The following is a 20,113-nucleotide window of genomic DNA, read 5'->3' as shown; positions in this document are numbered from 1 at the left end:
ATGAGCAATGCGTACCCGTCGCAGCCACCCTCGCCACGGCGCGCGAATCCCGAACTCCGCCATCCTTTCTCACCCGCCGAGGATCCGTCGAGCCCGTTGGCGCGCGTCTGCCGACAGCCGCTGATGTTGGGGCTGTTCTTGCCTACTCAGACCGGCGGCTTTTCGCAGTCGACGTTGCCACGCGCGACGCGCTGGGAGTTCGAGTACAACCGCGACCTGACGCTGCAGGCCGAGAGGTTCGAGTTCGACTTCGTGTTCGGACTGCAGCAGTGGACCGGTAAGGGTGGTTTCGGGGGCGAGATGAGCTACCGGGAAAACTTCCTCGACCCGTTCATTTCGACGGTTGCGCTTGCACCGCTGACCGAGCGGATCTTGACCATCTCGACCGTCCATGTCCTGTACGGCAATTGGCATCCGCTGCATCTCGCGCGATTCGCGGCGACCGCAGACCACATCGCCGGCGGTCGCTTCGGCTTGAACATCGTGACCGGGTATGACGCGCGCGAGCCGTTGATGTTCGGTATGCACCGCGTCGACCACGACGAGCGCTACGCCCGAGCCGATGAGTTCACCGCGATCATGGAAGACCTGTGGGCCGGTGTGGACAACCTCACCTACGACGGCAACTGGTACAGCCTGGACGGCGCATACGTGTCGCCGCGACCAACCCACGGCCGGCCGATCATGGTCTCGGCCAGCGCTTCACCCGCCGGTTTCACATTCGCGGCCAAGCATTCCGACATCGTGTTCACCTCCAGTCCGGCCGGCCCCGTATTCGACCGCGCAATCGAGCACCTGCCCGATCAGACCGCCCAGATCCGAGCCGCGTACCACCGCCACGGCCGCTCGCCCGGCAAGACGATCATCTTCCCGCTGGTGATCTGCCGCGAAACCGACGCCGAAGCCGTCGCTTACCGCGACGAGATCGTCGCCCGCCCCGATCTCGGTTCGATCGCGGCCTACGACGCCAGGCACCGCGACGGTGACGCGCTAGCGTGGCCCGAGCACGTCAGCGCCGACCGGATCCTTGGCGGCCACCTGCAGATCGTCGGTGGACCAGTCACCGTCGCCGACCAGCTGGAGAAACTGCACTGTGCCGGGATCGACGGAGTCCAGATCGGCTTCTACGACTACGAGCCAGAACTCGCGTTCTTCGCCGAGGCGGTCATCCCGCTGCTCGAGGCGCGCGGATTGCGGCTACCGAGGTCGAACTCATGAGTCCCCAGGGCTCGGCAGATGGATCACTGGTGTTGATGGCGACAATCATGGGCCTGGGTTTCCACCACGGCGCCTGGCGTGCACGTCAAGCGCCGGCCACCGATTACCTGACGGCCGCGATGTATCAAGACGCGGCGCGGACCGCCGAACGCGGCAAGCTGCACGCGGTGTTTCTTGCCGATACCCTCACCAACGCCGAGGAAGGCACCGACCGCCCGGCGCTCGGCGCGATGGACCCGGCGGTCGTCCTCGCGGCTATGGCCACGGTGACCGATCGGGTGGGGCTGATCGGCACGGCATCAACAACATTCACCGAACCATTCGAATTGGCTCGGCGCTTTGCGACGCTGGACCACCTCAGCGGCGGGCGCGCGGGCTGGAACGCGGTCACCACCTTCGTGCCCGATGTCGCCGAGAACTTCGGCGGCGCGCGACTGCCCGATCGCGCGCAGCGCTACGACCGTGCCCGCGAATTCATCGACGTGGTTCTCGGCTTGTGGTCCAGTTGGGATCCGGGAGCTTTGATCGGCGACGCGGCCAGCGCAACGTTCGCCGCCGCCCACGGCGTTCGCCCAATCAACCACATCGGGAAGCATTTCCGAGTCAAAGGACCCTTGCCGCTGCCGCGCACCCCGCAGGGGAGGCCCGCGGTGATCCAGGCCGGCTCGTCCGCGGCGGGCCAGGACCTCGCCGGCCGCTACTCCGACGTTGTCTTCACCGCGCAAAACGTGCTCGAAGCGGCCATCAACTTCAGGGACAAGATTCGCGAACGGGCACGCGCCCACGGCCGCGAACCCGACCGCGTCAAAGTCGTTCCCGGACTGCTGGCAATTCTCGGTGAGACCGACGAGGACGCGCATCGCCGCAAGTGCGAACTCGACGAACTCGGTGGTGTGGGGCCGGAACTGAAAAAGCTGGCACGGCGAATCGGCGTGCCAGTCAGCGCGCTGGACCTCGACGCCCCGCTACCCTTGCATCTGCTCGAGAACGACGAAAAATTCGCCGGCTCAGTTGGATTTCGTGCCGCTGCTGTGACGCTCGCGGTGCGGGAGCGGCTGACCGTCCGAGAGCTGCTGCGCCGCAACGGCGGTGGTCATCTACAAGTGGTCGGTACCGCCGAGCAGGTGGCAGACACCATTGCGTTGTGGCACCGATGCGGCGCGGCCGACGGCTTCAACCTGATGATCGACTCCATCCCCACCGGCCTTGTTGACGCGGTCGAGCGACTGGTCCCTGTCTTGCAGGATCGAGGGTTGTTTCACACCGACTACGCACACACCACGCTGCGAGCCAATTTAGGAGTTGCCGATGACCGAGCCCAGACCTGACGACCGCGCGGTCCGCCTCGAACTGGCTGACACGGTAGCGACGATCACCTTCGATGCGCCGCACCGCGGCAACCGGTTCACCGTCGCGACCATGCTCGCCTTGATCACCGCGCTGGAGCGCGCATCCGGGCAAGCCGTCGTTCTGGTACTGCGTGCCACCGGCCCCGACTTCTCTTTCGGGCGAGACTCAAGCGAGCGCATTCCCGGCCTGTCGAACGTCGAGGCGTTGCGACTGATCACCAGTGTCAACGCGCTCTTGCGGAACTTCACGGGCGTCAGCATTGCTGTGGTCCAAGGACATGCCCTTGGCTTCGGAGCGGGACTGGCACTGCAGTCGGACATCACGCTCGCGACCGAGGACGCCGTGCTCGGGTTCGACGAAATCCTGCATGGTCTGGCGCCGCTCGTGGTCGTCGACTACCTACGCAGCTACGTCGGGCCCAAGCTTGCCACCGAGCTCGTAGTTACCGGCCGACTGTTGACCGCGATAGAAGCACAGCGGGTCGGCATGGTGAACCGCATCGTGCCCACGCGGTCGCTGGCGAGCGAAGCTGATGCCTTGGTCGACCACCTCCGTCGACGGCCGGCTGGTGCGCTGCGGCTGCTGAAACGCTTCACGCACGACACCGTGGCCGGTGCCGTGACCGATCCGGGTGAGGAAGCGATCACTCGTCTGGATAACTGGCTGTCGGCTGGCCGTCCAGATGTGCCGCCCGCCCCAGCGGCGGTGCTGGCGATGCCCTGAAAACTCCCGTTAATGGGCTACTTGGTTACAGGTCAACACTTTTCACGAATACCCGAGAGGGGAACGGCAACGGAAAAGATTTAGGTTATAGCAACAGCCGGGCCATGACGCCATCGTCGGTCCGGCAGCCAACCGGCCGGAAGTGATAACTGGCCCGCACTGAATTCGCAGTCCCAAAAATGCTTTTTGCCCGCCGACATGTCGTGGCAATCATTCTTAGGTGTTTCACCGCCGCTCGGACTTGGGCCGTGAATTATCCAGCAGCATAACGCCTTTAGCCTACTACTTGTAGCGGGATAACGGCTAAAGTCATTGGGGTGCAGTGATATTCACGCCAGCGCCACAGTACTCTGCTGTTGTTGATCCAGCGCTTCTGCTCACAATGGGTTCGTCGACAAACGTTAGATACAAACATGTTTCACAACTATTCCAGCCGACCCGAAACTTGTCGGATCGCATCAAGGGGAATAAAACCATTACCGCCATGATCCATTGCAACTTATGCTCGGTGACACGAGACTAGCCGGATCTGTTTCCGCAAATCCGTTGTCTGACAATCAATCAACGGCGTATACCTTCCCGCTCTGACAAGTATATGGCCGGCGATAGCACGTATCAAAGGGTTAAAGCACATGGATTTTGGGGCGTTACCCCCGGAAATTAATTCAGGCCGGATGTATGCCGGGCCCGGACCGGCGCCGCTGCTGGATGCGGCCGCATCGTGGGATGAGCTGGCTGCCGAATTGCGCTCGGCGGCAACGTTATATAGCTCGGTCATCGACGAGCTCGCAAGCCGGTCGTGGCAAGGGCCGTCGTCGGTGTCGATGACCCGGGCGGCGGCACCGTTCATAGCGTGGATGGCCAGCGCCGCGGCCAAATCGGAATTGACGGCCAATCAGGCCCGCACCGCTGCCGTGGCGTATGAGACGGGGTTTGCGGCCACCGTCCCCCCGCCGGTTGTCTCAGCCAACCGCAGCAGGTTGGCGGCGCTGGTCGCTACCAACCTGCTGGGACAAAATACCCCGGCGATCGCGGCGACCGAAGCTGAATATGCGGAGATGTGGGCCCAGGATGCCACCGCAATGTACGCCTACGCCGAATCATCGGCTGCCGCCGCCCAACTCGTGCCGTTCACCACGCCGCCGCTGACCACCACCGACTCCGGAATTGCAGGCCAGTCGGCCACGCTCGCTCGCACCAGCGCCGACTCGGCCAGTTCGAGCGCGCAGTCGCAACTGTCCCAGCTGAGCTCGCAGCTGACCGGTGCACTCCAAACCCTCGCCACCGGCACCAGTACCAGCACGACCTCGACACCGTCGTGGTTGTCGGGACTCGAAACCGACCTGTCAAACCTGTCCACGATCGTGTCCACCCTTACCGGCAACTACAGCCCGATCGGCGTGCTCAGCATTCCCGGCGGTTGGTGGCTGACCACCCAGCCGATTCTCGGTTTGGCTCAAAACGGGCCGGGCGTAGTGAGTCTGCTGTCCGGAGCCAAGCCCATCACCGGAGCGCTGGCACCACTGGCCACTGAACTCAGTTCGGTTGCCGTGAATCCGACAGGGTCCGCTGCCACCTCGCTTGCAGCGGCCGTGGGACGCGCGGACGCGATCGGTGCGCTGTCGGTACCGCCGCGGTGGGCCATCGCCAGTCCCCAGATCAGGCCGGTTGTCAGCGCGTTGACAACCGATTTCGCCGTTCCGGAGGCCGCCCTCAGTGGCGAGACGCTCCAATTCGAAGAGATGGCCATGTCAAGTCTGCTCGGACGCGGAATCGGCGCTGTTGGCGGCCGCGCGGTCAGCGTCGGCGCGGCTCGTACCGCCGGCGGCGCAGCTTCAGCCGATGCGGCCGGCACCACGATGATCGTTGTCGTCCCACCCGCGAAGGAGTGACAGTGGTTCGCTCTGGTCGAGGTCTGAGTTCGAAAAACATTATGTAGCAGTGCTATTCAACGATAGCAAAGGCGGGGACGCCATGAAGATAGTAGCTGAAAGCAGGAATTGCAATGGATTTCGGTGCCTTACCACCAGAGATTAACTCCGCGCGAATGTATGCCGGTGCTGGGCCAGAATCAATGCTGGTCGCTGCAGCGACCTGGGATGAGCTCGCCGATGAGGTGGAATCGGCGGCGGAATCGTACAGATCGGTGATCTCCGCGCTCGTCAGCGGGCCCTGGACAGGGCCGTCAGCGGCATCGATGGCGGGGGCGGCTGCGCCGTATGCGGTTTGGCTGTCGCAGACCGCTGCCCAAGCCCACGAGGCGGCGATTCAAGCCACGGCGGCGGCCGAGGCTTATGCAACCGCGTTCGCGGCCACCGTTGCACCATCAGTGGTCGCGGCCAATCGCAGCCTGCTGGCCGCGCTGTTGGCCACCAACATCCTCGGGCAAAACGCCGCGGCTATCGCCGCCACCGAAGCCGACTACGCCCACATGTGGGCCCAAGATGCCGCCGCGATGTACACCTACGCTGCGGCCTCGGCGGCTGCCACCCGACTGACCGCGTTTTCGGCGCCACCGCAAACCACCAACCCGGCAGGGTCTGAGGCCGAAGCCAGGGCAGCCGCCGAAGACGCAGCGTCGTCCACCGGCACCGGCGCTCAGTCGGGTCTTTCCGGTGGGCCACTGGATTGGCTGTCGCAGCTTCTGCAAGAGCTCGCTAATGCCAGCACGTCGTACAACACCACCGTCGGAAAGCTGCTGAACAGCCTGACGGGATCGTCATCGACAACGTCGATCTATCAGTCGATGATGGGCATCCTCGGTTCTTTCGGCAGAGTCAATCTGTTAGCCAATGACATCACCAGCATCCCCAGCATGAGTTTTGCCGAAACCAGGGCGTTCTTCCACCCCGTTGTCGCGGTATCCGAGATAGCAAAATCCACACTCGGAGCCGGACTACATCCCCTCTCGCCTGCGGCCGGGGAAGTGAGGGCCGGGCCCATGTCGGCTGGGCTAGGACAAGCCACCACGCTGGGAAGGCTGTCCGTGCCACCGAGCTGGACGGCGAATGGCCCGGCGATCCGGCTGACCTCGGCCCCAATGCCTCAAATCGCCCAGCCCGTGGTGCCCGCGATGAATTTCGGTGCGCCCCCAGTTGTCCCAGGCGCGGTAGGCAGCGCAACAGGAAGCGCCATTGGGTCACGTCACCGCGTCAACGGCGGGGCCGGTAAACGCAGCCGAGCTGCTGCCGTCGCGATGTCCAACACGCCGGGCGAGCTCGGCGATGTTTTCTCCCACGTGCAGGAGCACCCCGACGCTATCCAGCACTGGCAAGTTAGCTCGGCCGGGCTTGATGACCTGCTCGCCAACTTGTCCGAGAAGCCCGGCATCCACGCGATCCACATTCACGGCCGGTGAAACACGTTCGCCCCACCCGCACGGCCTTCGGCGAAAACCGGCGAGCCTGAACGAATTCTCGATCGGAGGACCATGAAACTGCTGTCGTCAGTGACCGCCCTCGGTGCCGCGATGTTCATCGCCGTTCCCGCTCATGGCGATACCACAACCACCAACTCTGCAACTGGTGCCGACGAAACCTTCCTCGCCGCCCTGCGCACAGCGGGCGTTGGCTACAACAACGCGGACCGGGTGGTCGCGGCCGGTAAAGCCGTCTGCGGATTGCTCGGCGGCGGCGAACCCGGCCTTGAGGTCCTGGAGGACCTCAAGGCCAACAATCCAGGGTTCACTATGGACAGCGCAACACTGTTCGCGGCCATCGCAGCGCGGTCGTACTGCCCCCAGCAAGTGGAATGACCCCACGTGCTCTTGCCGACCTGCGAATCTCCTACGCTGGTGCCATGACCTCAACGCAGGTCAACGAATTTGAGTCGTTGCGGCCGCATCTCATGTCGGTCGCCTACCGGCTGACGGGCACCGTGGCCGACGCCGAGGACATCGTCCAGGATGCCTGGCTGCGCTGGAACCGGCAGAACCCCGAAAAGGGAACAGAGATCACCGACCTGCGGGCGTGGTTGACGACGGTGGTGAGCAGGCTGGGCCTGGACAGGCTGCGCTCGGCCGCGCACCGTCGCGAGACCTACACCGGGAACTGGCTGCCCGAGCCGGTGGTCACCGGGTTCGGCCCCCCTGCTTCCGAAGCCGATCCGCTGTCCGCGGTGGTGGCCGGCGAGGACGCCCGGTTCGTGGCGATGGTGGTGCTGGAGCGGCTCTCGCCGGATCAACGGGTCGCGTTCGTCTTGCACGACGGGTTCGACGTGCCGTTCGCGGACGTGGCCGTGGCCCTGGGCACCAGCGAGGCCGCAGCCCGGCAGCTGGCCTCCCGGGCGCGCAAAGCCGTCGCGGCCGAGCCGCCGCCCGAACCCGACCCGTCGCACAACGAGGTGGTGGGAAAGTTGTTGGCCGCCATGGCCGCCGGTGATCTGGAGGCCGTGGTCTCCTTGCTGCACCCGGACGTCGTTTTTACCGGCGATTCGAATGGCAAGGCGCCCACGGCGGTTCAGGTCATCCACGGCCCGGACAAGGTGGTCCGGTTCATGCTCGGCCTGGCAAACCGCTATGGGCCCGCCTTCTACACGTCCTACCAACCGGGACTGGTCAACGGCGAGCTGGGCATCTACACCGCCGGCTTCCCCGCCGCCGAGGGCTATCGCGAGATGTGCCCGCGGATCATGGCGATGACGGTGCGCGACGGAAAGGTCTGCGCCCTCTGGGATGTCGCCAACCCGGACAAGTTCACCGGGTCTCCGCTGCGGCGAGAGCGGCCTTAAGTCAGTCGAGTCAGGCGCAGATTGGAGAGAGCACATGGCCGGCAGTGTCGCCGAGACGATGGGCAAATTGATGTTCCGCGGTATGGACAAGATCCGCCACCGCAGCGCCTTCGACGTCGGCGCTGCGACTCCACGAGGTAAGGACTTCACCGGTTTCGACCAAACGCGGCAAATCTTGCTGGTGACGTTCAAGCGTTCCGGCGAGGCGATGCCGAGCCCGATCAATCACGGTGTCGCCGACGGAAAGATCTACGTGCGAACGGATGCCTCCACCGGAAAGGTGAAGCGGATCAACAACAATCCGCGTGTCGTTGTGGTGCCGAGCGGTCTCCGCGGCAAGCCCAAGGGGCAAGCGGTGGCCGGGATAGCCAGGATTTTGCCCGAGTCCGAACATGCCCACGCGTACAAGGTCATTGCGGCAAACTGGAGTCTGCCGATGAAATTGTTCGAGCGCAGTCTGGACAAGGGCAGCGCGGCGTTCGGTATTCCGACCACCTACATCGAGATCGAACCTGCCCAAGAGGGTTAATCAGCCCACGCCCTGGCTTGCTAGCCCACGGGCGACGACCCGCTGCGCCCGGCTACGCCGCGCTCGCGATCGTCGCTAGCCCACGGGCGACGACCCGCTGCGCCCGGCTACGCCGCGCTTGCGATCGTCGCTAGCCCACGGGATCCGGCACGCGTCACCGGAATTGAAGCCCTGCTCGGTGATGCCCAGCGCGGAATTCACCCGCGCCCGCATGTTCTCCAACCCGATCTGGTAGGTCAGTTCGAACACCCCGGCGTCGCCGAAGCGGGCCCGCAGATCGTCGACCTGCTCGTCGGTGACGGTGTGCGGGTCGCTGGTCATCGCGTCGGCATACGCGATGGCGGCGCGCTCGTCGTCGTTGAAGGCCGGCGAGGTGGCGTAGTCGTCGATCTCCTTGAGCCGCTCCACGTCCAGGCCGTCCAGGCGCTGCAGCATCGATCCGAAGTCGACGCACCACGAGCAGCCGATCTGCCGCGCGGTCCACAGCACCGCCAGCTCACGCACGCTGGCCGGCAGCGTTTTCGACGCCCGCTCGACCATCGTCTCGTGCATGGCGCTGGCGATCATCAGCTTGCGGTGGTGGGCGGCCACGGCGAACGGTTCGGGAACTTGGCCGTAGCGCCGCCTGGCGACGCGGTACATCGCCCGGATCAGCAATCCGGCGCGCTTGGGGGGCAGGGGCTCGATGCGGGTTTTCTGTGTCATACCCGTCAGACGAGACAGCCCGGCGATGTGTGACGAGCAGACGCGCAATCGCATGTTCGGGGGCCGAACCGTGCGATTCTGCGTCTGGTGGCCGATCAGCGCGAGAACATGATCGCGCGCTTGACCTCTTGGATCGCCTTGGTGATCTGGATGCCGCGCGGGCAGGCCTCGGTGCAGTTGAACGTGGTGCGGCACCGCCACACGCCGTCGACCTCGTTGAGAATGTCCAGGCGCTCGGCGGCGGCCTCGTCGCGGCTGTCGAAGATGAAACGGTGCGCGTTGACGATCGCCGCCGGGCCGTAGTAGCTGCCCTCGTGCCAGAAGATCGGGCAGCTGGTGGTGCACGCCGCGCACAGGATGCACTTGGTGGTGTCGTCGTAGCGGGCGCGGTCGGCCGGGCTCTGAATGCGTTCGCGCGTCGGCGGGTTGCCGGTGGTGATCAGGTACGGCTTGACCGCGCGGTAGGCGTCGAAGAACGGCTCCATGTCGACCACCAGGTCCTTTTCGACCGGCAGCCCGCGGATCGGCTCGACCGTGATGGTCAGCGACTTGCCCGCCTTCTTCGGAAGCAGGTCGCGCATCAGCACCTTGCACGCCAGCCGGTTGACGCCGTTGATCCGCATGGCGTCCGAGCCGCACACACCGTGCGCGCAGGACCGGCGGAAGGTCAGCGTCCCGTCCAGGTAGCTCTTGATGTAGATCAGCAGGTTCAGCATCCGGTCGCTGGGCAGGCAGGGCACCCGAAAGCTTTGCCAGCCACCGGTTTCCGCGTAGGCATCGGGCTGATCGGGGTTGAACCGGGCGATCTTGACGGTCACCATCACCGCCTCGTCGGGAACCGGCGGCAGGGGCGGTTCCAGGCTCTCCACCTGCGGCTCTGCAACGTCCGTCATCAGTACTTCCGCTCCTTGGGTTCGTAGCGCGTCTGCACCACGGGTTTGAAGTCCAGCGCGATGTCGCTCAGCAGATCGCTGCCCTGCTTGTAGGCCATGGTGTGGCGCATGTAGTTGACGTCGTCACGGTTGGGGTAGTCTTCGCGGGCGTGCCCGCCGCGAGACTCCTTGCGGTTCAACGCCCCGACCACCGTGACCTCGGCCAGCTCCAGCAAGAAGCCCAGCTCGATGGCCTCCAGCAGATCGCTGTTGAATCGTTTCCCCTTGTCGTGCACCGTGATTCGGGAATACCGCTCCTTCAACGCGTGGATGTCGGTCAGCGCCTGCTTGAGCGTTTCCTCGGTGCGGAACACCGCGGCGTTGTTGTCCATCGACTGCTGCAACGCGTTGCGGATGTCGGCGACGCGCTCGTTGCCGTGCTCGCTCAGGATGTCGCCCACCCAGCTGACGACCATCGCCGCCGGCTCCGGCGGCATGTCGACGAAGTCGTGCCCCCGTGCGTAATTGGCGGCGGCGATGCCGGCCCGGCGGCCGAACACGTTGATGTCCAGCAGCGAGTTGGTGCCCAGCCGGTTGGCGCCGTGTACCGACACGCACGCGCACTCGCCCGCCGCGTACAGCCCCGGGACTGTGGAGGTGTTGTCCCGCAACACCTGTCCGGTGACGGTGGTGGGGATGCCGCCCATCACGTAGTGACACGTCGGGTACACCGGGACCAGCTCGTGCACCGGGTCCACACCCAGATAGGTGCGGGCGAACTCGGTGATGTCGGGCAGCTTCGCCGCGAGCACATCCTCACCGAGGTGGCGGACGTCGATGTAGACGTAGTCCTTGTGCGGGCCGGCGCCGCGGCCCTCCAGGACCTCCAAAACCATTGAGCGGGCGACGATGTCGCGCGGTGCCAGGTCGACGATCGTCGGGGCGTAGCGTTCCATGAACCGCTCACCCTCGCCGTTGAGCAGCCGGCCACCCTCGCCGCGCACGGCCTCGGAGATCAGGATGCCCAAACCGGCCAATCCGGTCGGATGGAACTGGTGAAACTCCATGTCCTCCAACGGAAGCCCCTTGCGGAAGACGATGCCGATGCCGTCACCGGTCAGGGTGTGCGCGTTGGAGGTGGTCTTGTACATCCGGCCCGACCCGCCGGTCGCGAGGACGATCGCCTTGGCGTGGAAGACGTGGATCTCGCCGGTGGCAAGCTCGTAGGCGACCACACCGGTGGCCACCGGCCCGCTCGGCGTTTGGGTGAGCACCAGGTCCAGCGCGTAGAACTCGTTGAAGAACTGCACGTCGTGGCGGACGCAGTTCTGATACAGCGTCTGCAGGATCATGTGGCCGGTGCGGTCGGCGGCGTAACAGGACCGGCGCACCGGGGCCTTGCCGTGGTCGCGGGTGTGCCCGCCGAAGCGCCGCTGGTCGATGCGGCCCTCGGGGGTGCGGTTGAACGGCATCCCCATCTTTTCCAGGTCGAGCACCGCGTCGATGGCTTCCTTGCACATGATCTCCACCGCGTCCTGGTCGGCCAGGTAGTCGCCGCCCTTGACGGTGTCGAAGGTGTGCCATTCCCAGTTGTCCTCTTCGACGTTGGCCAGCGCCGCGCACATGCCGCCCTGGGCGGCGCCGGTGTGGCTGCGGGTCGGGTAGAGCTTGGTCAGCACCGCGGTGCGCACCCGCGGACCCGCCTCGACCGCGGCGCGCATGCCCGCACCCCCCGCACCGACGATCACCACGTCGTATCGGTGTTGCTGGATCATCGGTCAGCCTCCGATATTCGGGTCGAATGTCAGCAGCACGTAGGTGCCCAGCACCAGCGTGAACCCCATCGACAGCAACAGCAGGCTGTTGAGCCAGAACCGGGTGCTGTCCTTGCGGCTGTAGTCGTCGATGATGGTGCGCAGGCCGTTGCCGCCGTGCAGCTGCGCCAGCCACAGCAGCGCCAGGTCCCAGAACTGCCAGAACGGCGACGCCCAGCGCTGCGCCACGTAGTTGAAGTCGATGCGGTACACGCCGTTGTCCCACATCAGCATGATGAACAGGTGGCCGATCGCCAGCACGAACAGCGCGATGCCCGAGAACCGCATGAACAGCCAGGCGAACTTCTCGAAGTTGGGGATGCCGGCCCGGCGCCGCGGCGAGCGGGGATTGTCCAAGCTGGCGGGCCGGTCGTAGAAGCGCTGTTTGACGGGCGCGGTCTGGCCGCGCGTCAGCTGAAGGTCGGGGCTGCTCATCGGAAGTGCTCCATCATGTGGATGACGGTCACGACGCCGGCCGGGACCATCAGCAGCAGGAACACGACGCCGACGATCCAGAACATCAGCCGCTGGTAACGCGGCCCCTCGGACCAGAAGTCGATCAGGATCACCCGGATGCCGTTCAGGCCGTGGAAGAGCACGGCGGCGATCAGGCCGTATTCCATCAGGCCGACGATCGGCATCTGATAGTCGTGGATCACCGCGTTGTAGGTCTGCGGGCTCACCCGCAGCATCGCGGCGTCCAGGACGTGCACGAACAGGAAAAAGAAGATCGTCGCGCCGCTGATGCGATGCAAAACCCACGACCACATGCCGGGATCGCCCCGGTACAGGGTCCGCGGCGGCCTGCGTTTGCGCGAGGTAGCCGGTACGGGTGCCGCCGGATCCGCGGTTGTCGGTTGTGTAGTCACCCCAGTCCTCACCAGCCTTCTTGCGACCTTCATGCGACCCTCTTGCGGCATAGCGCGACAGTCACGCCGGGCACTTGAGCTTAGCTCGCACACGGTGTGGGTTGCGCCAATGTCCGTCAAGCGAAATGCCGTTTTGCGGCTAGGGTGACTGTCGGAAACGGCCATGGATGAGCGGAGTGGCGCGATGCCGGAGATCGACTGGAAAACGTTGCGGGACAAGGCAATCCAGGCATCGGAAGGGGCCTACGCGCCGTACTCGCGATTCCGGGTCGGTGCGGCCGCGCTGGTCGACGATCACCGGGTGGTCACCGGGTGCAATGTGGAGAACATCTCATATGGCCTTGGTCTCTGTGCCGAGTGCGCCGTGGTGTGCGCCCTGCATTCGACCGGCGGCGGCCGGCTAGTCGCGCTGGCGTGCGTGGATCAGCGGGGATCGGCGCTCATGCCGTGTGGGAGATGCCGCCAGGTGCTGCTGGAACACGGGGGTCCCGAGTTGCTGATCGACCATCCGGGCGGACCGCGCCGGCTCGGCGACCTGCTGCCCGACGCCTTCGGCCCCGACGACCTGGCCGCGGGGCGCGGCTGATGCCGCCCGCCTTCGACGCGCCCACGGTGATCAGGACCAAGCGCGACGGCGGCCGGTTGTCCGACGCCGCCATCGACTGGATCGTCGACGCCTACACCGCCGGCCGGGTGGCCGAGGAACAGATGGCGGCCCTGCTGATGGCGATCCTGTTGCGGGGCATGGATCGCGGCGAGACGGCCCGGTGGACGTCGGCGATGCTGGCCTCGGGCGAGCGGCTCGACTTCAGCGACCTCGGCGTGCCCACGGTCGACAAGCACTCGACCGGCGGGGTGGGGGACAAGATCACCCTGCCCCTGGTGCCCGTCGTCGCCGCGTGCCGCGCGGCGGTGCCGCAGGCGTCGGGCCGCGGGCTCGGCCACACCGGCGGCACCCTGGACAAGCTGGAATCCATCGCCGGGTTCACCGCCGCGCTGTCCAACCGGCAGGTGCGCGACCAACTGCCCGTCGTCGGCGCGGCCATCTTCGCCGCCGGTGACCTCGCCCCGGCCGACGCCAAGCTGTACGCGCTGCGCGACATCACCGCCACCGTCGAGTCACTGCCGCTGATCGCCAGCTCGGTGATGAGCAAGAAGCTGGCCGAGGGCGCCGGCGCGCTGGTGCTCGACGTGAAGGTCGGTTCGGGGGCGTTCACCGACTCGGAGGCGCAGTCCCGCGAGCTGGCGCGCACCATGGTCGAGCTGGGCGCCGCGCACGGGGTGCCCACCCGCGCGCTGCTGACGGACATGAACCGCCCGCTCGGCGCGACCGTCGGCAACGCCCTCGAGGTCGCCGAGGCACTCGAGGTGCTGGCCGGGGGCGGCCCGCCCGACGTGGTCGAGCTGACGGTGCGGTTGGCCTGCGAGATGCTCGAGCTGGCCGGGATCGACGGCCGCGATCCCGCCGAGACGCTGCGCGACGGCACCGCGATGGACCGGTTTCGCCGGCTCATCGCCGCCCAGGGCGGTGATTTGTCGGTGCCGCTGCCGATCGGTCGGCATGCCGAGACCGTGACCGCCGCCCGGGGCGGCACAATGGGCGATATCGACGCGATGGCAGTGGGGCTGGCGGCTTGGCGGCTCGGCGCGGGCAGATCCCGTCCGGGCGAGCGCGTGCAGTTGGGCGCCGGGATCCGGGTGCACCGCCGCCCCGGCGAACCGGTCACGGCCGGCGAGCCGCTGTTCACCCTGTACACCGACACCCCGGAGCGCTTCGGCGCGGCGCTCGCCGAGCTGGACGGCGGCTTCAGCGTCGGCGACACGGCCCCGGCTTCCCGGCCGCTGATCATCGATCGGGTCGTCGCATGACCGCGCCGCTGGGCCTCGAGCAGATCCGCAAGGCACCCAAGGCCCTGCTGCACGACCACCTCGACGGCGGGCTGCGCCCGTCGACCGTGCTCGAGATCGCCGGGCAGACCGGCTACGACGAGCTGCCCGCCACCGACGTCGACGAGCTGGCGACGTGGTTTCGCACGCGTTCGCACAGCGGCTCGCTGGAGCGCTACCTGGAGCCGTTCTCACACACCGTCGCGGTGATGCAGACACCCGAGGCACTGCACCGCGTCGCCTACGAATGCGTCGAAGACCTGGCCGCCGACTCGGTGGTCTACGCCGAGGTCCGGTTCGCGCCCGAGCTGCACATCGACCGCGGCATGTCCTTCGACGCGATCGTCGACGCCGTGCTGGCCGGATTCGCCGACGGCGAGAAGGCCTGTGCCGGCGCCGGCCGTCCGATCGTGGTGCGCCTGCTGGTCACCGCCATGCGGCACGCGGCGGTGTCCCGCGAGATCGCCGAGCTGGCAATCCGGTTCCGGGACAAGGGCGTTGTCGGCTTCGACATCGCCGGCGCCGAGGCCGGCAACCCGCCGACGCGGCACCTCGACGCCTTCGAGTACATGCGAGACCACAACGCGCGCTTCACCATTCACGCCGGCGAGGCCTTCGGCCTGCCGTCCATCCACGAGGCGATCGCGTTCTGCGGCGCCGACCGGCTGGGCCACGGGGTGCGGATCGTCGACGACATCGACGTGCTGCCCGACGGACGGGTGCGCCTGGGTCAGCAGGCGGCGATCCTGCGGGACAAGCGAATTCCGCTGGAACTGTGTCCGAGCTCGAACGTGCAGACCGGCGCCGTCAAGAGCATCGCCGAGCATCCGTTCGACCTGCTGGCCCGCGCCCGATTCCGGGTGACCGTCAACACCGACAACCGGTTGATGAGCGATACCTTCATGAGCCGCGAGATGCTCCGCCTGGTGGAGGCGTTCGGCTACGGCTGGAGCGACCTCGAGCGGTTCACCATCAACGCGATGAAGTCCGCCTTCATCCCGTTCGACGAGCGGCTGGCCATCATCGACGAGGTGATCAAGCCGCGGTACGCGGTGCTGATCGGCTGAGCCGCCGGCGCGGCGTTCTCAGATGTGCCCGGGCATCCCATCGACGGCTCGGCCGCCGGCGCCATCGGCGGTGGCTCCACCATCGGCGGCGGGGCCATGGGCGGCGGTTCTATCGGCGCCGCGGCCATGGGCTCCGGGGGCGGCGGGGCGATGGGCGGCGCCGGGGGCGGCGGGGCGATGGGCGGCGCCGGGGGCGGCGGGGCGTACGGGCCGCCCGCGCACACCGGGTCGCTGGGCATGCTGATGCAGCTCAAGTCCGCGGGGCCGGTGGGAGCGCCGCCCATGGCGTAGGGGCCGCCCTGGCACTGCGCCAGCCCCGGCATCCCCGCACACCGGGGGTCCGACGGATTGGTGGGAAAGCCGGGATCGGGATCGTCGAGCGGCGCGGCGGGCGTGCGCGCGAAGCCGGGCGCCGCGTTCGCCGGGATGGTCGCGCCCGTCGCGGCTGTCCCCATAACCGCTACGGCCACAAGCGTTTTCGTCATTGCGCCGCGAAACCTCGAAGCCGTCAACCAGGTCATCGTTCCCCCCGATATTTGCGGACCCGGGACGGTCCCCGAGTTGTTCGATCAGTCTGCTCCACCGCGGCCAAATCCGGTAGCCCATAAGGGATCCGGCTCGACGGACAGGCCGATGGCACGCACGGTGCCGGCCAGGTGGGTCTGGACCGCCCGCGCCGCTCGGGCCAGATCGCCGTCGCGCAGGGCTTCGGCGATACCCCGGTGTTCTTGCAGGATCGTGGCCACCCGATCGGGGTCGCGCAGCGTCGATTCGCCGATCATCCGCATCTGGCGGTCGCGCAGGGACGCGTAGAAGCCGGAGACGATGGCGTTGCCCGACTCCTGCAGCGTGATGGCGTGGAAGGCGCGGTCGGCCTCCACAAACTCCCGCCAGTCCGCGGCGGCGGCCGCGTCGCGTTGCCGGGCGAGCTCGCCGGACAGGCGCCCGAACATGGAGGCGCACGCGGCGGCGCCGCGCCCGATCACCTTGGCGGCGGCGAACCGCTCCAGCACCAGCCGCGCCTCCATCACGGCGCGCACCTCGTCGGGCGACACCGGAACCACCAGGGCCCCCCGCTGGGGATACAGGCGCAGCAACCCCTCGGCCTCCAGCCGCAAAAAGGCCTCGCGCACGGGGGTGCGCGACATTCCCAGCGCGGTGGCCACGTCGCCCTCGCTGATCAGCTCGCCGCCGGGGTACTCGCCGGTGAGCACCCGCGTCTTGACGTAGTCCAGCGCGCGGTCCTTGGCCGTCCCCGTCCGCTTGTTCCTTGCTGCCACGCCGTCGCCCCTTTGGTAGCTAAGTCGTGTCTCAACCGTCCGCATGACCGTACACCCAAGGCGTCTACCTGCTGTGTTTGACGCTTAGATACAAGATAAATACTATTCCGATACCAGACGTAGTTGAGCACCAAGGGAGACGGACATGCAACAGCTGGCGACGCCCAACCTGGACCCGACGGTGCCCGCGCCGATGGTCAACGTCGCCGAGTACGGGTTCGAAGGCCGGTTCGAAAAGTGGGCCGAGCAGGCCGAATACTTCGAGTACTCCCGGGCCGCCAACCCGATCGGCTCGGGGTTGACCCCGCGGGTGCCGATCAGGCGCTTCGGTCCCGAGCTCTACCTCGACGCGCCGACCGGCGTGATCCCGCTGGACCTGTCCGCCGAGCTGGGCGGCCCGGCCGGCGCGGCGACCAGCCCCGCGCTGCTGGCCAACTTCGTGCGCATCCGCGCGAACGAACAGATCGACACCCACCCCAACGCCACCTCGCAGCTGTATTACGTGCTCTACGGGCGGGGCTTCGCGGCGGTCAACGGCCGCCTGATCGAGTGGGAGAAGGGCGACTTCGTGACGCTGCCCGCCGGCGCGCGCTCGGTGTTCTACGCCGGCACCGACACGGCCATCTACTGGGTGCACGACGAGCCCCTGATGCGCTACCTCGGCGCCGACGCGATCCGGCCCCGGTTCCGCGCGACCAAGTTCCGCCGCGCCGACGCCGTGGCCAAGCTGACCGAGATCGCGTCGCGCTCCGGCGCCAACGAGAAGAGCCGCGTCAGCGTCCTACTGGCCAACGCCGAGCAGGAGCAGACCCTGACCATCACGCACGTGTTGTGGGCCATGTTCGGCGTGCTTCCGCCCCACCAGGTGCAGCGCCCGCACCGGCACCAGTCGGTCGCGCTGGACCTCATCCTGGATGCGCCCCCGGCCGGCTGCTACACGATGCTGGGCACGCGTCTCGACGAGCGCGGCGACATCGTCGATCCCATCCGGGTGGACTGGCAGGCCGGCTGCGCCTTCACCACCCCGCCCGGCATGTGGCACGCCCACTACAACGAGACCGACGAGCCCGCCCACCTGATCCCCGTCCAGGACGCCGGGCTGCAGACCCACCTGCGCAGCCTCGACATCAAGTTCACCCAGCGCCGCGATCTCGCCGCAGGGTGAGCCGGGGCGCGATGCGGCGCCCAGATTTGACGCATAGTGTGGCTCGACATGAAGGTGCCGCTGCTGGGCCCGGTGTCGCTGACTGGATTCCAGAACCCCTGGTTCTTCCTGGCGCTGCTGGCGGTGCTGCTGGTGATCGGCCTCTACGTCGTGCAGCAATTCGCGCGCCGTCGCCGGGTGCTGCGGTTCGCCAACATGGAGGTCCTCGAGCGCGTCGCCCCGTCGCGCCCGAGCCGGTGGCGGCACCTGCCGACCATCCTGCTGGCCGCGTCGCTGGTCCTGCTGACCACGGCGATGGCCGGGCCGACGTCTGACGTCCGGATCCCGCTCAACCGCGCGGTCGTGATGCTCGTCATCGACGTCTCGGAATCGATGGCCTCCAACGACGTTCCGCCCAACCGCCTGGCCGCGGCGAAGGAGGCCGGCAAGCAGTTCGCCGATCAGCTGACGCCCGCGATCAACCTGGGGCTGGTGGAATTCGCGGCGAACGCCACGCTGCTGGTCCCCCCGACGACTAACCGCGGCGCGGTGAAGTCGGGCATCGACAGCCTGCAGCCGGCCCCGAAAACCGCTACGGGAGAAGGCATTTTCACCGCGTTGCAGGCGATCGCGACGGTCGGTTCGGTGATGGGCGGTGGCGAAGGCCCGCCGCCGGCGCGGATCGTGCTGGAGTCCGACGGCGCCGAGAACGTGCCGCTGGACCCCAACGCCCCGCAGGGGGCGTTCACCGCGGCCCGGGCCGCCAAGGGCCAAGGCGTGCAGATATCGACGATCTCGTTCGGCACCCCGTACGGCACCGTCGATTACGAGGGCGCCACCATTCCCGTTCCGGTGGACGATCAGACCCTGCAGAAGATCTGCGAGATCACCGACGGTCAGGCGTTCCACGCCGACAGCCTGGACTCGCTGAGGAACGTGTACACGACGCTGCAGCGCCAAATCGGCTACGAAACCGTCAAGGGCGACGCGAGCCTGGCGTGGATGCTGCTCGGCGCCGTCGTGATGGCCGGCGCCGTGTTGGCCGGCCTGCTGCTGAACCGCAGGCTGCCCGCCTGACACCCCGGGCGGACGGACGTGTTGATCCTTGCGGGACCACTTCGTGGATGGGGTGACAGCACCGTCTGGATCTTGTGGACAACGCAGGTGAGCAGCGGCTTTGCTTAGGCGGCCCTTGACGGAGCGGACATCGTGTTGTTCGGTGAACCGTTCGGCAGTGGTGCCGCTCGCCGGTGGTGTGGGCGTTGAACTACCCCAGGTTTAGTTCCTACTCGGTTGCGAGGGCCGGGGTCGGCTGGCTCGCAGAGGTGTGAGGTGCCGGTGCCGGTGAGGGCGGCCTCGTACTCGGCGGGTGGAACGTAGCCGAGGGCTTCGTGCAGGCGTTCCTGGTTGTACCAGGCCACCTGGCCTGACCCCGATCGGTTGATCCGTAGCTTATGAGAGTCTTGCGGCCCAGGTTGTGGGCAGGAAGGCTCGACAAGATCATGGCGACGAGGAAACGGCACAGTCCAGAACAGGTTGTGCGCAAGCTGATGGCCGCTGACCGGCTGTTGGCCGAGGGTAAGGACACCGCGGCGGTCTGCCGCGAGCTCGGGGGTCTCCGAGGCTACCTATCACCGGTGGCGCAATCAGTTCGGCACCTTCCCGCAGGACACCCGCATCGCCGCGGTGTTTCCCGACGGACCCCAACGCTACTTCGACACCATCTACAACGACGACTACTGCCACCAACACCAGCTGCTGGACTGGCAACCCGTCGCCGAGCCCACCGTCATCACCGACCCCACCCAGCAGGTGGTGACCTCCTGGACTCGAACCAGCACCGTCGTCAACCCCGCACTAATCGCAGCCGCATGAGGAATATCCTCACCCGGTTTCGAGGCTCCTGATGCTCAACCAGTTCGGCATC

At 66.9% G+C, this 20,113-nt stretch carries 19 protein-coding genes and 3 pseudogenes; 16 read left to right on the top strand and 6 right to left on the bottom strand.

All coding sequences use genetic code 11. The features are described from left to right. The 8 genes from AC0KTM_RS19960 (at nt 1) to AC0KTM_RS19925 (ending at nt 8,548) form a co-directional block, all read left to right on the top strand. Nucleotides 1-1,218, top strand: a complete 1,218-nt coding sequence (locus AC0KTM_RS19960) for an LLM class flavin-dependent oxidoreductase (RefSeq protein WP_238956745.1) — start codon at nt 1-3, stop codon at nt 1,216-1,218. After that, entirely contained in the window at nt 1,215-2,546 is a 1,332-nt protein-coding gene (locus AC0KTM_RS19955) for an NtaA/DmoA family FMN-dependent monooxygenase (RefSeq protein ID WP_238956744.1), read from the top strand. The genes AC0KTM_RS19960 and AC0KTM_RS19955 overlap by 4 nt, the downstream gene beginning before the upstream one ends. Next, nucleotides 2,527-3,291 carry an enoyl-CoA hydratase/isomerase family protein gene (locus AC0KTM_RS19950; protein WP_238956743.1) on the top strand — a complete coding sequence of 255 codons (765 nt, stop codon included), beginning with the start codon at nt 2,527-2,529 and terminating at the stop codon, nt 3,289-3,291. The genes AC0KTM_RS19955 and AC0KTM_RS19950 overlap by 20 nt, the downstream gene beginning before the upstream one ends. 632 nt (nt 3,292-3,923) lie before the next feature. Continuing rightward, nucleotides 3,924-5,183 (top strand): PPE family protein, encoded by a 1,260-nt coding sequence (locus tag AC0KTM_RS19945; protein WP_238956742.1) that lies wholly within the window; start codon nt 3,924-3,926, stop codon nt 5,181-5,183. Between the two features lie 113 nt (nt 5,184-5,296). After that, the gene (locus AC0KTM_RS19940; protein WP_275254195.1) at nt 5,297-6,649 is read left to right on the top strand and encodes a PPE family protein; all 1,353 of its coding nucleotides are present in this window, start codon (nt 5,297-5,299) and stop codon (nt 6,647-6,649) included. A gap of 72 nt (nt 6,650-6,721) precedes the next feature. After that, entirely contained in the window at nt 6,722-7,045 is a 324-nt protein-coding gene (locus tag AC0KTM_RS19935) for a DUF732 domain-containing protein (protein WP_238956741.1), read from the top strand. Nucleotides 7,046-7,089: 44 nt separating this feature from the next. Continuing rightward, complete coding sequence (locus AC0KTM_RS19930) at nt 7,090-8,019, top strand: sigma-70 family RNA polymerase sigma factor (protein ID WP_238956740.1); 930 nt, start codon at nt 7,090-7,092, stop codon at nt 8,017-8,019. Nucleotides 8,020-8,053: 34 nt separating this feature from the next. Beyond that, nucleotides 8,054-8,548, top strand: coding sequence for a PPOX class F420-dependent oxidoreductase (locus AC0KTM_RS19925; RefSeq protein ID WP_225329321.1), 495 nt, complete (start codon nt 8,054-8,056; stop codon nt 8,546-8,548). Between the two features lie 75 nt (nt 8,549-8,623). Here AC0KTM_RS19925 and AC0KTM_RS19920 read toward each other — a convergent pair. From AC0KTM_RS19920 to sdhC, 5 genes and pseudogenes are all read right to left on the bottom strand, one after another. Next, nucleotides 8,624-9,298 (bottom strand): annotated as a pseudogene (locus tag AC0KTM_RS19920) (carboxymuconolactone decarboxylase family protein); the annotation flags it as partial. Between the two features lie 50 nt (nt 9,299-9,348). After that, nucleotides 9,349-10,146 (bottom strand): succinate dehydrogenase iron-sulfur subunit, encoded by a 798-nt coding sequence (locus AC0KTM_RS19915; protein ID WP_225329322.1) that lies wholly within the window; start codon nt 10,144-10,146, stop codon nt 9,349-9,351. Then, nucleotides 10,146-11,900, bottom strand: a complete 1,755-nt coding sequence (gene sdhA / locus AC0KTM_RS19910; RefSeq protein WP_225329323.1) for a succinate dehydrogenase flavoprotein subunit — start codon at nt 11,898-11,900, stop codon at nt 10,146-10,148. Before sdhA ends, AC0KTM_RS19915 begins: the two co-directional genes overlap by 1 nt. Before the next feature lie 3 nt (nt 11,901-11,903). Beyond that, nucleotides 11,904-12,374, bottom strand: coding sequence for a succinate dehydrogenase hydrophobic membrane anchor subunit (locus AC0KTM_RS19905; RefSeq protein WP_225329324.1), 471 nt, complete (start codon nt 12,372-12,374; stop codon nt 11,904-11,906). Further along, complete coding sequence (sdhC, locus tag AC0KTM_RS19900) at nt 12,371-12,709, bottom strand: succinate dehydrogenase, cytochrome b556 subunit (RefSeq protein WP_008260009.1); 339 nt, start codon at nt 12,707-12,709, stop codon at nt 12,371-12,373. Before sdhC ends, AC0KTM_RS19905 begins: the two co-directional genes overlap by 4 nt. A gap of 283 nt (nt 12,710-12,992) precedes the next feature. Between sdhC and AC0KTM_RS19895 the strand changes: the two genes are divergently transcribed. Genes AC0KTM_RS19895 through AC0KTM_RS19880 form a run of 4 tightly spaced genes read left to right on the top strand, consistent with a single transcriptional unit; the run spans nt 12,993 to nt 16,053 of the window. Next, nucleotides 12,993-13,394: a cytidine deaminase gene (locus AC0KTM_RS19895; RefSeq protein ID WP_238957375.1), complete on the top strand. Its 402-nt coding sequence runs from the start codon at nt 12,993-12,995 to the stop codon at nt 13,392-13,394. Continuing rightward, nucleotides 13,394-14,677 carry a thymidine phosphorylase gene (locus AC0KTM_RS19890; RefSeq protein WP_425326331.1) on the top strand — a complete coding sequence of 428 codons (1,284 nt, stop codon included), beginning with the start codon at nt 13,394-13,396 and terminating at the stop codon, nt 14,675-14,677. The genes AC0KTM_RS19895 and AC0KTM_RS19890 overlap by 1 nt, the downstream gene beginning before the upstream one ends. Next, on the top strand, nt 14,674-15,762 hold the full coding sequence (locus tag AC0KTM_RS19885) for an adenosine deaminase (RefSeq protein ID WP_238956739.1): 1,089 nt from the start codon (nt 14,674-14,676) through the stop codon (nt 15,760-15,762). Before AC0KTM_RS19890 ends, AC0KTM_RS19885 begins: the two co-directional genes overlap by 4 nt. A 24-nt stretch (nt 15,763-15,786) precedes the next feature. Continuing rightward, nucleotides 15,787-16,053: a hypothetical protein gene (locus tag AC0KTM_RS19880; RefSeq protein ID WP_238956738.1), complete on the top strand. Its 267-nt coding sequence runs from the start codon at nt 15,787-15,789 to the stop codon at nt 16,051-16,053. 278 nt (nt 16,054-16,331) lie between these two features. On the opposite strand, the gene AC0KTM_RS19875 is transcribed toward AC0KTM_RS19880, so the two are convergent. Then, entirely contained in the window at nt 16,332-17,042 is a 711-nt protein-coding gene (locus tag AC0KTM_RS19875; protein WP_225329327.1) for a GntR family transcriptional regulator, read from the bottom strand. Nucleotides 17,043-17,187: 145 nt separating this feature from the next. Here AC0KTM_RS19875 and AC0KTM_RS19870 point away from each other — a divergent pair, with 145 nt between their 5' ends. The 4 genes and pseudogenes from AC0KTM_RS19870 to AC0KTM_RS19855 all read left to right on the top strand — a co-directional run. Beyond that, the gene (locus AC0KTM_RS19870; protein ID WP_238956737.1) at nt 17,188-18,207 is read left to right on the top strand and encodes a cupin domain-containing protein; all 1,020 of its coding nucleotides are present in this window, start codon (nt 17,188-17,190) and stop codon (nt 18,205-18,207) included. 48 nt (nt 18,208-18,255) lie between these two features. Beyond that, nucleotides 18,256-19,263: a VWA domain-containing protein gene (locus tag AC0KTM_RS19865; protein ID WP_238956736.1), complete on the top strand. Its 1,008-nt coding sequence runs from the start codon at nt 18,256-18,258 to the stop codon at nt 19,261-19,263. 425 nt (nt 19,264-19,688) lie between these two features. Continuing rightward, nucleotides 19,689-19,842 (top strand): annotated as a pseudogene (locus AC0KTM_RS19860) (transposase); the annotation flags it as partial. Further along, nucleotides 19,843-20,061: pseudogene (locus tag AC0KTM_RS19855) on the top strand (pyridoxal-5'-phosphate-dependent protein subunit beta); the annotation flags it as partial. Nucleotides 20,062-20,113: the final 52 nt, after the last annotated feature.

Source organism: Mycobacterium sp. NTMscope_Eco_3 (assembly GCF_976985685.1).
Note: the sequence above shows the minus strand (reverse complement) of the source record. Positions and strands in the feature narration are given on the sequence as shown.